Origin of the sequence: Pseudomonas marginalis (genome assembly GCF_900105325.1) — a bacterium.
GTDB classification, from domain to species: domain Bacteria; phylum Pseudomonadota; class Gammaproteobacteria; order Pseudomonadales; family Pseudomonadaceae; genus Aquipseudomonas; species Aquipseudomonas marginalis.
In genome coordinates, this window is sequence record NZ_FNSU01000002.1 from 129,128 (window position 1) to 143,509 (window position 14,382).

10 protein-coding genes and 2 pseudogenes are annotated in these 14,382 nt (G+C 60.4%); 10 read left to right on the plus strand and 2 right to left on the minus strand.

Going from position 1 to position 14,382, the window contains the following annotated elements:
• Positions 1 to 142: 142 nt before the first annotated feature.
• From BLW22_RS08125 to BLW22_RS08160, 8 genes and pseudogenes are all read left to right on the plus strand, one after another.
• Positions 143 to 326: pseudogene (locus tag BLW22_RS08125) on the plus strand (type II toxin-antitoxin system HicA family toxin).
• A 54-nt stretch (positions 327 to 380) separates the two neighbouring features.
• Positions 381 to 782: a type II toxin-antitoxin system HicB family antitoxin gene (locus tag BLW22_RS08130; RefSeq protein ID WP_065947540.1), complete on the plus strand. Its 402-nt coding sequence runs from the start codon at positions 381 to 383 to the stop codon at positions 780 to 782.
• A 279-nt stretch (positions 783 to 1,061) separates the two neighbouring features.
• Positions 1,062 to 1,406, plus strand: a complete 345-nt coding sequence (locus BLW22_RS08135; RefSeq protein ID WP_065942148.1) for an FKBP-type peptidyl-prolyl cis-trans isomerase — start codon at positions 1,062 to 1,064, stop codon at positions 1,404 to 1,406.
• A gap of 603 nt (positions 1,407 to 2,009) precedes the next feature.
• Positions 2,010 to 4,715 carry a magnesium-translocating P-type ATPase gene (gene mgtA, locus BLW22_RS08140; protein WP_065947539.1) on the plus strand — a complete coding sequence of 902 codons (2,706 nt, stop codon included), beginning with the start codon at positions 2,010 to 2,012 and terminating at the stop codon, positions 4,713 to 4,715.
• A gap of 16 nt (positions 4,716 to 4,731) precedes the next feature.
• Positions 4,732 to 5,448 (plus strand): MgtC/SapB family protein, encoded by a 717-nt coding sequence (locus tag BLW22_RS08145; RefSeq protein WP_065926226.1) that lies wholly within the window; start codon positions 4,732 to 4,734, stop codon positions 5,446 to 5,448.
• Positions 5,449 to 5,716: 268 nt separating this feature from the next.
• Positions 5,717 to 6,346: a response regulator transcription factor gene (locus BLW22_RS08150; RefSeq protein WP_027603197.1), complete on the plus strand. Its 630-nt coding sequence runs from the start codon at positions 5,717 to 5,719 to the stop codon at positions 6,344 to 6,346.
• A 1-nt stretch (position 6,347) separates the two neighbouring features.
• Positions 6,348 to 9,962 (plus strand): transporter substrate-binding domain-containing protein, encoded by a 3,615-nt coding sequence (locus BLW22_RS08155; RefSeq protein ID WP_074845353.1) that lies wholly within the window; start codon positions 6,348 to 6,350, stop codon positions 9,960 to 9,962.
• A 134-nt stretch (positions 9,963 to 10,096) separates the two neighbouring features.
• On the plus strand, positions 10,097 to 10,519 hold the full coding sequence (locus tag BLW22_RS08160; protein ID WP_065926224.1) for an ANTAR domain-containing protein: 423 nt from the start codon (positions 10,097 to 10,099) through the stop codon (positions 10,517 to 10,519).
• On the opposite strand, the pseudogene dkgB reads toward BLW22_RS08160, so the two are convergent.
• A pseudogene (gene dkgB / locus BLW22_RS08165) lies at positions 10,516 to 11,334 on the minus strand (2,5-didehydrogluconate reductase DkgB). The gene BLW22_RS08160 and the pseudogene dkgB overlap by 4 nt on opposite strands.
• 171 nt (positions 11,335 to 11,505) lie before the next feature.
• Complete coding sequence (locus tag BLW22_RS08170; RefSeq protein WP_065926222.1) at positions 11,506 to 12,570, minus strand: 3-deoxy-7-phosphoheptulonate synthase; 1,065 nt, start codon at positions 12,568 to 12,570, stop codon at positions 11,506 to 11,508.
• 623 nt (positions 12,571 to 13,193) lie between these two features.
• Between BLW22_RS08170 and BLW22_RS08175 the strand changes: the two genes are divergently transcribed.
• Complete coding sequence (locus tag BLW22_RS08175; protein ID WP_065926221.1) at positions 13,194 to 13,943, plus strand: carbon-nitrogen hydrolase family protein; 750 nt, start codon at positions 13,194 to 13,196, stop codon at positions 13,941 to 13,943.
• On the plus strand, positions 13,943 to 14,374 hold the full coding sequence (locus tag BLW22_RS08180; RefSeq protein ID WP_074845356.1) for a GNAT family N-acetyltransferase: 432 nt from the start codon (positions 13,943 to 13,945) through the stop codon (positions 14,372 to 14,374). Before BLW22_RS08175 ends, BLW22_RS08180 begins: the two co-directional genes overlap by 1 nt.
• Positions 14,375 to 14,382 lie beyond the last annotated feature (8 nt).

Below are 14,382 nucleotides of genomic sequence, written 5' to 3' on the forward strand. Positions count from 1 at the left end.
AAAGATTGATATTACTTCACTGGCTAAGGGGTTTGCCCGCCGTCATCATCAAGTCGCAAGATTTTTTATCCGTGTGTCTCGTGTGTGCAAAAAAACGCATTACCATTTAGTGGGGTGTATATACACACCCAAGGGTGAGGCGATGAGAAGTCGAGCAGGTGATTGACCTGCTGGTTGCGGATGGTTGGTTTGAGGTGGCAGTGAAGGGCAGTCATCATCAGTTCAAGCACCCCATGAAGCGGGGAAGAGTCACCGTCCCTCATCCCAAGTCAGAGATTGCCAAGGGCACTCTGCACAGTATTTTCAAATCAGCCGGTCTCAAATAATTGCCTGCTGGATGAATTGGGCGAGCTCCCACGGGCTCGGTCAGAGGAGGAACAATGAAATTCCCAGTGGTAGTACACAAAGATGCTGATTCGGATTACAGCGTGACCGTCCCTGATGTGCCGGGGTGTTTCTCGGCGGGCGGGTCTTTTTCCGAAGCGCTGGACAATGTACGTGAGGCATTGGCTCTGCACCTCGAAGGCCTGGTTGCCGATCAGGAACAGCTTCCTCAGGCGCTGGAGGTTGATGCCCATTTGGGTAATCCGGATTTTGCCGGTGGTGTCTGGGCGATAGTCGACTTTGACCTCACGCCTTATCTGGGGAAATCAGTGCGGTTCAATGCCTCTCTGCCGGAACACCTCTTGCAGCGGATTGACGAGCGTGTGCAAAAGGATCATCGCTATGCATCGCGGTCAGGTTTTTTGGCGACGGCAGCGCTGCGTGAGCTCTCTGCGTAAGTAAGCACAAGCGATCACTCTGTATCGGCTTATGGCGTGTTCAAGTCGGGCCGACGCTATATCTACGGGATTTTTGTGGGGGGCAGTACTAAAGCAACGGGGTCGCTGCGCAGCCCAACGGAAGCAAGCTCCCTCGCTTGAGCGGCGCAAGCGCTTGGGATTCTCTCGGAAACGTCCTGCAAGTTAAAGGGAAATGTCACGGCTGCGACTGTTCCTGCACTTGCCAAACCCCACCGATTCTGGGAAAACCCCAGCCTTTACGCCTTCAACGAGAACCCCATGAGCCCCGACGAACTCCAGATCACCGACATCCGCCCAGGCACCGGCAAAGCCGTGGTCAAGGGCGCACTGATCACCACTCAATACACCGGCACCCTGGAAGACGGTACGGTCTTCGATTCGTCCTGGGAGCGGGGCAAGCCGTTCCAGTGTGTGATCGGCACCGGGCGGGTGATCAAGGGCTGGGACCAGGGTTTGATGGGCATGCAGGTCGGCGGGGTGCGCAGGTTGTTTGTGCCGGCGCACCTTGCCTATGGCGAACGGTCGATGGGCGCGCATATCAAGCCCAACAGCAATCTGCGCTTTGAGATTGAGTTGTTGGAAGTGCTGACGCGGGACGATTAATTTCGCAAAAACCTGGCCCACCACCTCGTACGTAGCAGCTGCCGAGCGCAAGCGAGGCTGCGTTCGCGGTGTGTCAGACGAACCGCTGACGCAGCCTCGCTTGCGCTCGGCAGCTGCTACGGGATCTGGCGAACCTGCCACCTCACATTCAAGCATCGGCGGCTTCAGGATGGGGGTTCCTGAACCCTCCCTGAAGAATCCTCTTATTCACCATATGGAAACTTTCCTACGGTTTACTCTCCTTAAATCGGGGCGTAAGCTTCGCGCGTTTTCATCAATAGCGGAGACCCTCAGTGGGTACTTGTTCGAGTGACAGTTGTCGGCCGGTCTCGGTAACCGGCACATACTTGGCAAGATAACGCGCATTTTTTCGATGCCGTTGTCTCGCCACCTAGCGAGAAGCGGCATCCCGACAGCGGCCAGTCCTGGCCCCTGTGCGATCCCTCTCATCGACGCTGACCAGCACCCGGTTAACCTCGGGATGCTACGGACGCGCCTGCCTTTTACGGCAGGCGGGCCGGGCTGACTGTGCCTATGAAGCGGGCGCGGTGGGACAGGCAGTACCTGCACGAAGGTTTTTTCCTCGCGCAGGAGTAACACACCATGAACCTCACTCTGTTGAAAGAGTTCTTCGCCGGCTTCCTGCGGACCCGGCATATCGCCCGGCATTTCCGCCGCCTGGCGATGCTCGAAACCGTCACCGATGCCAGCGTCAGCCGCGAAGTGCCGCCCACCCTGGCGCAAACCCTGGTGGTCGCGGCCAACAGCAGTGCCGTGCAATTGCTCGGTACGTTGGGCAGCCATGCCGAGGGCTTGAGCAGCCTGGAAGCCGACGCCCTGCGCGTGCAATACGGCCTCAATGAAGTCGAGCACGAGCAGCCGCTGCCGTGGTGGGTGCACCTGTGGCATTGCTACAAGAACCCGTTCAACCTGCTGCTGACCTTGCTGGCGGTGATCTCCTGGCTGACCGAAGACATGAAGGCCGCCACGGTGATTTTCTCCATGGTGGTGCTCTCGACGCTGCTGCGGTTCTGGCAGGAGGCCAAGTCCAACAAGGCAGCCGATGCGTTGAAAGCCATGGTGAGCAACACCGCCACGGTGCTGCGCCGGGATGATGCCAAGCGCATTGAATTGCCCATCAAGCAGTTGGTGCCAGGCGACCTGATCGTGCTCTCGGCCGGGGACATGATCCCCGCCGACTGCCGCGTGCTCAACGCCAAGGATCTGTTCGTCAGCCAGGCGGCGATGACCGGGGAATCGATGCCGGTGGAGAAGTTCGCCCAGCAGCACGACACCAACACCCGCAACCCGCTGGACCTGGAGAACATCCTGTTCATGGGCACCAACGTGGTGTCCGGCGCCGCGACGGCGGTGATTCTGACCACCGGCAACAGCACCTATTTCGGTGCGCTGGCCCAACGCGTGACCGCCACCGACCGTGCGACCACCTCGTTTCAGCACGGCGTTAACAAGGTCAGCTGGCTGTTGATCCGCTTTATGTTCGTGATGGCGCCGCTGGTGTTGTTCATCAACGGTTTCACCAAGGGTGACTGGACCGAAGCGCTGCTGTTCGCGCTGTCGATTGCCGTGGGCCTGACCCCGGAAATGCTGCCGATGATCGTCACGTCCACCCTGGCCAAGGGCGCGGTGTTCCTGTCGCGCAAGAAGGTCATCGTCAAGCGCCTGGATGCGATCCAGAACTTTGGCGCGATGGATGTGCTGTGCACCGATAAGACCGGCACCCTGACCCAGGACCGGATTTTCCTGGCGCGTCATGTGGACGTGTGGGGCGAGGAGTCCGACGACGTGCTGGAGATGGCTTACCTCAACAGCTACTACCAGACCGGCCTGAAAAACCTGCTGGACGTGGCGGTGCTCGAGCACGTGGAGGTGCATCGCGAACTGAAGGTCGGCACCGCGTTCCAGAAGGTGGATGAAATCCCGTTCGACTTCAACCGCCGCCGCATGTCGGTGGTGGTGGCCGAACAGGGCCGGCCGCATCTGCTGATCTGCAAAGGTGCGGTGGAGGAGATCCTCTCGGTGTGCAACAGCGTGCGCCATGGCGAGGTCAACGAAGCGCTGACCGACGACCTGCTGGCGCGCATTCGCCAGGTCACTGCCGCGTTCAACGAAGAGGGCCTGCGGGTGGTGGCCGTGGCTGCGCAACCGATGGCCCCGGGGCGCGACACTTACAGCCTGGCGGATGAAAACAACCTCACGCTGATCGGCTACGTCGCATTTCTCGACCCGCCCAAGGAAAGCACTGCGCCCGCTCTCAAGGCGCTGAAAGCCCATGGTGTGGCGGTCAAAGTGCTGACCGGCGATAACGAGCTGGTCACCGCCAAGATCTGCCGTGAAGTGGGCCTGGAGCAACAAGGCCTGTTGATGGGCAACGACATCGAGGACATGACCGACGCCCAGTTGGCCAAGGCCGTGGAAACCACCAATGTGTTCGCCCGCCTGACGCCCAGCCACAAGGAACGCATCGTGCGCCTGCTCAAGGCCAACGGGCATGTGGTGGGCTTTATGGGCGACGGCATCAACGATGCACCGGCGCTGCGTACAGCAGACATTGGTATCTCTGTGGACAGCGCGGTGGATATCGCCAAGGAAGCCGCCGACATCATCCTGCTGGAAAAGAGCCTGATGATCCTGGAGGAGGGCGTGCTGGAGGGCCGGCGCACCTTCGCCAATATGCTCAAGTACATCAAGATGACCGCCAGCTCCAACTTCGGCAACGTGTTCTCGGTGCTGGTGGCCAGTGCGTTTATCCCGTTCCTGCCGATGCTGCCGATGCACCTGCTGGTGCAAAACCTGCTGTATGACATCTCGCAGATCGCGATCCCGTTCGATAACGTCGACGAGGACATGCTCGCCAAACCACAACGCTGGCAGCCGGGGGACGTGGGGCGGTTCATGCTGTTTTTCGGGCCGATCAGTTCGATTTTCGACATCACCACGTTCGCACTCATGTGGTATGTGTTCGATGCCAACACCCCTGACCACCAGACGCTGTTCCAGTCCGGCTGGTTCGTGGTGGGGCTGCTGACCCAGACGCTGATCGTGCACATGATCCGCACCCCGAAAATCCCGTTCCTGCAAAGCCGCGCGGCGATGCCGTTGATGGTGATGACCGCGGTGATCATGGCCGTGGGGATCTTCCTGCCGATGGGGCCGCTGGCGCATTACTTCAAATTGCAGGCGCTGCCGTCGCTGTACTTTGTGTTCCTGCCGGTGATCCTGCTGGCGTATATGGCGCTGACCCAGGCGGTGAAGGGCTACTACATCCGTAAGTTTGGCTGGCAGTGAACAGGGACGGTTTCCCATGCAAGCAATCGACAACATCAACCTCAACTCCCTGGTCGATACCCTGGTCAGCCTCACCGCCGCGTTTATCCTCGGTGGCCTGATCGGCTTCGAGCGCCAGTACCGCCAACGCACGGCGGGCCTGCGCACCAACGTACTGGTGGCGGTGGGTGCGGCGATTTTCGTCGACATGGCCAACCGCCTCGGCGGTGCGGAAGGCGCCGTGCGGGTGGTGGCGTATGTGGTGTCGGGCATCGGCTTTCTGGGGGCCGGCGTGATCATGCGCGAAGAAGGCAATGTGCGCGGTCTCAACACCGCCGCCACGCTCTGGGCGTCGGCAGCGGTGGGGGCGTGCGCCGGTGCCGACCTGGTCCTCGAAGCGTTGTTAGGCACGCTGTTTGTGCTGGCGGCCAATACGCTGCTGCGGCCCATCGTCAATAACATCAACCGCCAACCGCTGGATGTGGTGTCGGCGGAGGTCACCAACATCCTCTATGTGATTGCCCGGCGCACCCAGCAAACCGCGGTATTGGCGTTGCTGGAAGCCGAACTGGCGCGCTGTAACTACCCGGCCAGCGATGTCGATGTGCGGCCGTTCGGCACTGAGGAAGTTGAAATCGAAGCCACACTGGCGGTGACCTCGGTAGACGGTGACGAGTTGGATGCCCTGGTGGCGCGAATTTCCAGGTCGACCCTGGTGGTGCAGGCCTTCTGGAGCCCCAGCACCACCGAGTAGCTTTGGAGAGTTCTGAGGAAAAGTCCTACATTTAGTCGAGATTATCCCTTCATTGGCAAAAACACGCGGTTGCTAAGGTTGCGCGCTTGCGCCTGTTCAGGAATCAAGGCGTGGCTTCACATGTTTACTGTGTTTTTCAAAAGGAGGGGCCTGTACTGCCTGAGGTGTTTGACTGAGTAATCAGTGCCGCTTGTCGGAACTGTTACTTTTCACAGGTAGTGGGGTCTCGCGTGATATGTAAGCGTACTGATCTTCCCAGGGGAGTCTTATGAGCAACAAAGCTTTAATCGTGGATGATCACCCTTTTATACGCGCTACCGTGAAGTATCTGTTGAGGCAGGAAGGTTTCGATACTATCTACGAAGCGGGTAATGGCGCTGATGCCATGCAGATTGCTCGCGAAGAACGTCCGGACCTGGTCATTCTCGACCTGGCGATGCCCAAGCTCGGTGGGTTGGAGGTGATCAGCCGGATCAAGGCGCTTGAGTTGCCCTGCCGGATCCTGGTGCTGACCTCGTATCTGGCGGTGTTTTTTTCCACTCGCTGCATGCGCGCCGGAGCGATGGGTTTTGTTGCCAAGACCGGTGAACTGGATGAGCTGCAAAAGGCGATCAGGGCGATCAGGTCCGGCTACAGTTGCTTCCCCAGCCTGCCCACCAGTTCGGTGCGTCGCGACGACCTGCAATCGACCGAGCAGGAGTTGGTGGAGGCGTTATCCGATCGCGAATTGACCGTGCTGCAGAAGCTGGCCCTGGGCCTGGGCAACAAGGATATTGCCGAGGATATGCTGTTGAGCCACAAGACTATCAGTACGTACAAGACGCGGCTCAAGGAGAAGTTGCGTATGTCGTCGGTGGTGCATCTGTCCAAGTTCGCCCAGCGCAATCATCTGATCTGAAATGCTCACCTCCCGGCGGGTGAAACGCGCGGCCATCCTGCTGATGGGGCTGTTGCCCTGGGCGGTGATGGCCTTGGAGGAATCCCACGATCTGAAACTGCTGGGTCACTCCACTCTTGAAAATCCCTCGGTGGTGTTGAACGAAGCCGACTGGCGCTGGCTACGCGAGCGCCGCACGCTCCTGATGGGGGTGTCGGCCCCCGACTACGCGCCCTTTGACTTGAGCAACAATGACGAGCTCGAGGGCATCACGGCCGATTTTGCGGCACTGGTTGCCCAGGCGCTGAATATCACCATCGACGTGAAGCGCTACGACACCCGTGATGAGGTGATCGAAGCCCTGAAGACCGGGGCCGTGGATTTTGTGGGATCGGCCAACGGGTTCGAGGCGGCCGACCCGGAGCTGGTGCTGTCCCGATCCTACGCCAATGACCAACCCGCGCTGGTGACGCGTGCGGGAGAAAACCAGGCGCTGAAGGCTGACCTTGCCGGCAAGCGCCTGGCGATGCTCTACCACTACATGCAGCCCGAGGCCGTCCAGGCCTTTTACCCCGATGCGCGATTGCTCTTGTTTGCCTCGACCTTCGAAGCCATTGGCGCCGTTGCGTTCGGCCAGGCGGATGTGTACCTGGGTGACGCCATCAGCACCCGCTACCTGATCAACAAGAACCACCTTAATAACGTGCGCATGGCGGACTTCTCCGCATTGGAGGTCAACCCTTTCGGGTTCGCATTCGCCAAGGACAATACCCGCCTGTTGGGCATCATCAATAGCGCACTGGCCGCCGTTCCGGCCAACCAGCAGATGGAAATCCTGCGCCGTTGGAGTGCCGGCGGCAGCGGGTTCCTGGAGGCGGAGCAACTGCGCTTGAGCGCAAGTGAACAGCGCTGGCTGGAGAAGCACCCGCGGGTGAAAGTGGCGGTGCTCGATAAATTCGTGCCGTTGTCTTTTTTCAACGAACAAGAGCAATTCGAGGGATTGAGCTCCGAGGTCCTCTCGCGTATCAGTCTGCGTACAGGCTTGAGGTTTGATGTGGAACGGGGCAGTTCGCTGCCGCGGCAAATTGAACAGGCCAGTGCCGGTCGCGTGGACATGCTGGCGGTCGTCACCCCCAGTGTCGAGCGGTCCGAAAAGATCCGCTTTACTCGCCCTTATCTGTCCAGTCCCTATGTATTGGTGGTGCGCACCCACGACGAGCATCTGGTGACCCTGGAAGATATGCCTGGCAAACGCATGGCGCTTATTCGCGGCAACAGCCTGGCCGGGCAAATCAGCCGGGACTACCCAGGCATCGGGTTTGTCGACGTGGAGAACCCGGAGCAGGCCATGGAATTGGTGGTCAACGGCAGTGTCGATGCGACTGCGGTTTCACTGATGAGCGCGCGCTACATGATCGCCCGCAATTACCGCAAGCGGCTGCGCATCACCAGCACTGTCGGGAGTGAGCCTGCACGCATTGCCTTTGGGGTCAACCGCAGCCAACTGGAGCTGTACTCGATCCTCGACAAGGCGTTATTGAGCATTACTCCAGAAGAAATGGACGAGCTGACCAACCATTGGCGCAGCGAGATCATCATCGAAGACAACTACTGGATACGTCACCGCAACATCATCCTCCAGGGGTTTGGCTTGGCCGCGCTGCTGCTGCTGGTCACCCTGGGATGGGTGTTCTACCTGCGCAGCCTGATTCGCAAGCGCACCCAGGCCGAGCGTGCGTTGAGCGACCAGATGCGGTTCATGAGTGTGTTGATCGACGGCACGCCGCACCCGATCTATGTGCGCGATCGCCTGGGGCGCCTGATGGCCTGCAACAATGCCTACCTCGATGTGTTCGGCTTCAAGTTGGAAGACGTCATCGGTAAGACCGTGGTGGAAACCGACACGGGGAACCCGCCCCAGGCCCAGTCGTTCCATGCCGACTATTTGCGTTTGATGGCGTTGGGCGAGCCGCAGGTTCATGACCGCGTGCTCAAGGTGCCCGGCGGCGAGGTGTTGACCATCTACCAATGGATGCTCCCGTACCGTGACAGCAATGGCAGCGTGGTGGGCATGATCGCCGGTTGGGTGGATGTCAGCGAGCGCCAGCGCTTGCTGGGGCAGTTGCAGGAAGCCAAGGAGGAGGCCGACGCCGCAAACCGTGCCAAGACCACCTTCCTGGCGACCATGAGCCATGAGATCCGTACCCCTATGAATGCCGTGATCGGCATGATCGAACTGGCCCTGAAAAACGCCGAGCAGGGCGTGGCTGACCGCGATGCGCTGGAGGTTGCGTCGGTGGCGTCCCGGAGCATGCTGGAGTTGATCGGCGATATTCTCGACATTGCGCGAATCGAATCCGGCCACCTGTCCCTGAGCCTGGAACCGGACAATCTGCACGAACTGCTGGCCTCAGTGGCGCGGGTGTTTGAGGGGCTGGCGCGGGACAAGGGCCTGGTGCTGCAGGTGGAACTCGACCCGTTGATCGACCGGCCGGTGCTGGTTGACCCGCTGCGCTTCAAGCAGGTGGTGTCCAATGTGTTGGGTAACGCGATCAAGTTCACCGCCTCCGGCCAGGTGCGCCTGGGCGCCCAGGGTGCACCGGTATTGACCGACGACCAGTTGCACCTGCGGTTGTGGGTGGAGGACACGGGTATTGGCATCAGTGCCGAAGATCAGCAGCGCTTGTTCAACCCCTTTATCCAGGGCAGCAACAACGAACAGCCGGCGCGAAGCGGATCGGGCCTGGGGTTGGTGATCAGTCGCAACCTGTGCGAGATGATGGGCGGTCAATTGCACTTGAGCAGTGTGCTGGGCAAGGGCACGCGGGTGGATGTGACGTTGACGCTGGCGCTGACCTCGGCCGTGCCTGCCAATGTACCGGTCCCCCACGTTCCGCCAGCGCGCGGGTTGAATATCCTGGTGGTGGATGACTACCCGGCCAACCGCTTGTTGCTGGCTCGACAGCTGAGTTTCCTGGGGCATCGCATCACCTTGGCCGAGGACGGCGCCCAAGGATTTTCACTGTGGCAGGCCGGGCATTTTGACGGCGTGATCACCGATTGCAATATGCCCTTCAAGGACGGTTACGCGTTGGCGCGTGATATTCGTGCACAGGAACGCCAGCGTGGGCTGGCGCCGTGCCTGATCCTCGGGTTCACCGCCAATGCCTTGCCGCAGGAAGCCGAACGCTGCCGGCAAGCAGGCATGGACGGTTGCCTGTTCAAGCCGACCGGGCTTGAGGACTTACGCCTGGCCTTGGCGTCACGGACCGCTGGCGCGCTAACGGATGAAGTGGAAGTGGCGTTTGATTTAAGTTCACTGATCATGCTGACGCAGGGTGATAAGGATGCTCTCAACGAGCTGCTGACGCCGTTGCTCAATAGCCTCGAGGAGGACCGTGCGCTGTTGCCGTCCCTGAAATCGCCGGCTGATTTCGCCAAGCTCCATGACTTGGCTCACCGCGTTAAAGGGGGCGCGCGCATGGTCAAGGCTCAGGTGTTGATCACGTGCTGCGAGACATTGGAGAGCGTGTGTGAGCGGCATGACAACGATGCATCGGACGCTGCGGTAGAGGCGGTAGCTTCGGCCATCGAACAGTTGCATCACAGCTTGAGCCGGTATGGCAATCAGGCTTGACTGCGGGAGCTGGCCATTCGGTTGATTTGGGAGAACTCCTACAAGAAGGGGGAACATGCCTGATTTTGTCTTCGGGATATGTCTGGAAAATGGGCCTCGCTCACTGACGAGCGCTGCCTGCCCAGGGGTTTGCCATGCCGAACAAAGCACTGACCATCCTGATTGCCGATGAACAACACCTGCAACGGTTGTACATCGAAAAAATGCTCAATCAGTTGGGGTACCACCGGATCGTGCCGGTACAAACCTTCGAGGAAGTCCAGATACTCACGGCCATCCCGGCCGAACCCTTCGACGTGCTGATCATCAATGCGGGGCTGACGGCCCAGGCCTGTGGGCCCCAGCCCCAGGTGCGCCATGTATTGGTCTACGATCACCTGGATGTGGGGGCACACCCTGGCGTAACGCCGGCGGTGCTGGTGCGGCTGCCCGGCGTGCCGGACAACGTCAATCTCGAACACTTCATGGACATCATCGACCCACCCGAGGCCACTGCCGGCCTGCGGGTGTTGCCATGGCTGCGCGAGTTATCCCGCACACCGGTGGCGGGGGTTTAGTCCCACTTCGGCGCGATGCCCTTGGGGCTGGTCAAGCGCTGGCCCCGTTCCAGCCCGGCAATGTGCGCCATGTCAGCAGCGCTCAAGGTCAGTTGCAGAGCCTTGAGGTTGCTTTGCAGGTTGGCACGCTTGGTTGAGGACGGGATGACCGCATAGCCCGATTGCATGGCCCAGGCCAGGTTCACCTGCGCCGCTGTGGCCTGATGGCGCTCGGCAATCTGCTGGATCACCGGATCCTTGAGTACTTCACCGTAGGCCAGGGTCATGTAGGAGGTGATCTGGATACCGTTGGCGGTTGCGAAATCCACAACCTGCCGGTTTTGCAGATAAGGGTGCAATTCGATCTGGTTGGTGGCGATGTGCTCGGCACCCACGGCTGCGATGGCCTGCTTCATCAGGGCGATGGTGAAGTTGGAAATGCCGATCTGGCGCGTCAGGCCCAGGCGTTTGGCTTCCAGCAACTGCCCCATGAATTCGGTGACGGGCACCTGGTTCTCTGGCGATGGCCAGTGGATCAGGGTCAGGTCCAGCTAATCGGTCTTGAGCTTGCGCAGGCTTTCCTTGAGGCTTGGGATCAATTGGCCTTCAGCGAAGTTGGCGATCCAGATCTTGCTGGTGATAAACAGCTCGTCCCGCGGGATGCCGCTGTCGGCGATGGCTCGGCCAACGTCCGCTTCATTCTCGTAGATCTGCGCGGTGTCGATGACACGGTAGCCCAGTTCCAGGCCGGTGCTGACGGAATCGATCACCACCTGGCCTTGCAGGCGAAAGGTGCCGAGGCCGAAGGCAGGGACTTTTGGCGTGAGGGTAGACATCGGTAACTCCAATAGGGCCGTAGGCAATGGCGTTGAGTATCCCCTCGTCGTTGCGTCGGAAACACCGTCGACGCCGAAAAGGACTCTTGCCTGCACGTCACGAATGGCCTGTGTGCCGCAGGTTCTCATGAGGCGCTGTACCTGCGGCAGCAGCGCCTCGATCCATCAGCCTTAAGCGCGCAGGCGCTCGGCAGCCGCACGCAGCAACTGCTCGGTGGCGGTCCAGCCCAGGCAGCCATCGGTCACCGAGACCCCGTATTTCATCGGCGGGCTCAATGGTTGGCAGCCTTCGAACAAATGGCTTTCGAGCATCATGCCGATCAGCGAGGTATCACCCTGCAAGCGCTGCTCCAACACATCGTTGAACACGGCCGGTTGGCGCAGCGGGTCCTTGTTGCTGTTGGCATGGCTGCAATCGACCATGATCCGCGGGGTGACCTTGGACTTGGCCAGGTCGTGTCTTACCCGCGCCACGCTCTGCACATCGTAGTTCGGCCCGTGATGCCCGCCGCGCAGCACCAGGTGGGTGTCGGGGTTGCCCGGGGTCTGGATGATCGCCGGATGGCCTTGGCTGTCGACGCCGAAGTGGCGGTGCGGGTGGGACGCCGAGCGCATGGCGTCACAGGCAATCGCGACGCCGCCATCGGTGCCGTTCTTGAAGCCTACGGGCATGCCCAGGCCGCTGGCCATCTCGCGGTGGATCTGCGACTCGGTGGTACGCGCGCCAATCGCCACCCAACTGAGCAGGTCATCGAAGTAGCCGGCGGCCATGGGTTGCAGCAGCTCGGTGGCGACCGGCAGGCCCAGGCGCAGCATTTCGCGCATCAGCTCGCGGGACAGGGTCAGGCCGGCGGCCATGTCATCGCTGCCATCCAGGCGAGGGTCGTAGGCCAGGCCTTTCCAGCCGATAGTCGTGCGGGGTTTTTCGACATAGGCGCGGATCACCAGCAGCATCTGGTCGCCGACGTCGAGGGCCAGCTTCTTCAGGTTGCGGGCGTATTCCATCGCCGATTCCGGGTCATGGATCGAGCACGGACCGACGATGACCAGCAAGCGTGAATCTTCGCCATTGAGGATGGCGCGCACGGCTTGGCGGTGGGCGTGGATCTGTTCGTTGAGGAACGGGCTGAGGGGCAACTGGTGCTTGAGCTCAAGCGAGCTGGGCAGGCGCTGGGTCAGGGCTTCATTGGCACTGTTCAAGGCAGAGAGGGGCAGAGCGGCGACGGAGGAGTTCATATTCAAGGCTTCCTGGGCAAGCGGCGGGCTATTCCCGCGCGCTCGGCCTACTGGGGTGTTCGACAATTCGCCGTATCGGCGACGTGTGTTGGTTTGCCACCGATAGGTGACCGATCGGAGGCGGCAGGCTGTCCCGAGCGGAGCTGGCTAAATCGCCATGCAGTGCACGTGTCGTAGCGGTAATAGGTGGCGTAGTTCATGTCGGGATTCCTTTAAGTGTTCTTGATCAAGTTGAAAAGTTTATGGGGACCTGAAAAAACAAAACCCCCGGTCGGGGAGCCGACCGGGGGTTAGATTTCTCTGGTAGGCGACCCCTTGGTGAGTGGGCGCCGATTTCAGGTATCAGGCGCGCCAGTGGCTAAACCAATACCCAAAATAAAAGCTGACCAGTGCACTCGAACCGTTCACACGGGTAGCCGACACCGAGCGCTGGGCGCTGGCAGCAGGGCAAACCTGAGTGTGGGTGAGTTGCAACATGGTGTGTCTCCAAATGTATGGGGGAGCTTACTCGAGGCACGCAGGCAGATTCAATCAGTAATTTCTATTGCAGTGGGGGACTTACGGCTATGGGGGGAGTGCCGATATGCTGTTTGCACTTTGATACTGATTGCTTGGACGCGACCATGACTGCCTTCACTCTTGCTGCTGCTCAATCCATTTCCATCGCGGGCGATGTCCCGGCCAATATTGAACGGCACCTCGCATTTATGCGCGCGGCGGCGGAACAGGGTGTGCAATTACTGGTGTTCCCAGAGTTGTCGTTGACGGGGTATGAGCCGTCGCTGGCCGCTGAATTGGCGATTGCGCCGGGGGATAAGGTGCTGGCGCCCCTGCGCGAGATGGCGCGTGAGCTGCGACTGACGGCGGTGGTGGGGATGCCGATCCGACTGACGCCAGAGGCGGGCGTGCTGATCGGTGCGTTGGTGCTGGGAGCGGATGGCTCCCTGGCGGTCTACACCAAGCAGCATCTGCATGCCGGCGAAGAGGCTGTGTTTGTCCCAGGGCAGGGCGGTGCGGTACTTGAGCGAGGGAATGAGCGGATTGCGCTGGCGGTGTGCGCAGATTTTTCCCATGCCAGCCATCCCCGTACCGCCGCGCGAGCGGGCGCCACGGTGTATGCCGCCGGGGTGTTGATCAGTGAGGGCGGCTACGCCACGGACAGTGCGCTGCTCCAAGGCTATGCCGCTGAACATGGCCTGCTGGTGTTGATGGCCAATCATGGCGGCCCGTCGGGTGGCTGGGCCTGCGCCGGTCGCAGTGCGATCTGGGCCGCCAATGGCCGTTTGCTTGCTGCTGTACCTGGCGTGGGGGATGCGTTGCTGATTGCCCGTCGCGATGGCGGGGGGTGGGTCAGCCACGTGATGGCTCTCTAATGGCTTTTCACCTGCGCGCTGCAACGGACCAGGACCTTCCCTTTGCGCGGAAGTTGACCCACGAGGCCATGGCCCGCTACTACGTGCAGTACGGATTGTGGTGGTCCAACGAAGGCTTTGATACTGCCTGGGCCGGTCGGGAAAACTGGCTGATTTGCCGGGACGACAGGGTCTTGGGTTTTATCAGCCTGAGCCGCGACAGCCGGGCCCTCTATATTCGCGAGTTGCATCTGCTCGAGGCGTATCGCGGGTTGGGCGCGGGTGGCTGGGTGTTGGAGCAGATGGCGCTCAAGGCGCAAACGTTGGGACTGTTGCGTTTGACCGTATTCAAGACCAACCCGGCCAGGAGGCTCTATCAGCGCATGGGGCTCAGCATCGTAGGTGAAGAAGACTGCTTCTGGCGTATGGAGCGTGTTTGTCGCTCAAGCTAAAACGTGCA

What these genes read in the sequence shown, in the direction of transcription:
- BLW22_RS08150 (WP_027603197.1), top strand. Translation starts at nt 5,717, where the DNA reads ATGAGCAACAAAGCTTTAATCGTGGATGATCACCCTTTTATACGCGCT.
- BLW22_RS08130 (WP_065947540.1), top strand. Translation starts at nt 381, where the DNA reads ATGAAATTCCCAGTGGTAGTACACAAAGATGCTGATTCGGATTACAGC.
- BLW22_RS08180 (WP_074845356.1), top strand. Translation starts at nt 13,943, where the DNA reads ATGGCTTTTCACCTGCGCGCTGCAACGGACCAGGACCTTCCCTTTGCG.
- BLW22_RS08145 (WP_065926226.1), top strand. Translation starts at nt 4,732, where the DNA reads ATGCAAGCAATCGACAACATCAACCTCAACTCCCTGGTCGATACCCTG.
- BLW22_RS08135 (WP_065942148.1), top strand. Translation starts at nt 1,062, where the DNA reads ATGAGCCCCGACGAACTCCAGATCACCGACATCCGCCCAGGCACCGGC.
- BLW22_RS08160 (WP_065926224.1), top strand. Translation starts at nt 10,097, where the DNA reads ATGCCGAACAAAGCACTGACCATCCTGATTGCCGATGAACAACACCTG.
- BLW22_RS08155 (WP_074845353.1), top strand. Translation starts at nt 6,348, where the DNA reads ATGCTCACCTCCCGGCGGGTGAAACGCGCGGCCATCCTGCTGATGGGG.
- BLW22_RS08175 (WP_065926221.1), top strand. Translation starts at nt 13,194, where the DNA reads ATGACTGCCTTCACTCTTGCTGCTGCTCAATCCATTTCCATCGCGGGC.
- mgtA (WP_065947539.1), top strand. Translation starts at nt 2,010, where the DNA reads ATGAACCTCACTCTGTTGAAAGAGTTCTTCGCCGGCTTCCTGCGGACC.
- BLW22_RS08170 (WP_065926222.1), bottom strand. Translation starts at nt 12,570, where the DNA reads ATGAACTCCTCCGTCGCCGCTCTGCCCCTCTCTGCCTTGAACAGTGCC.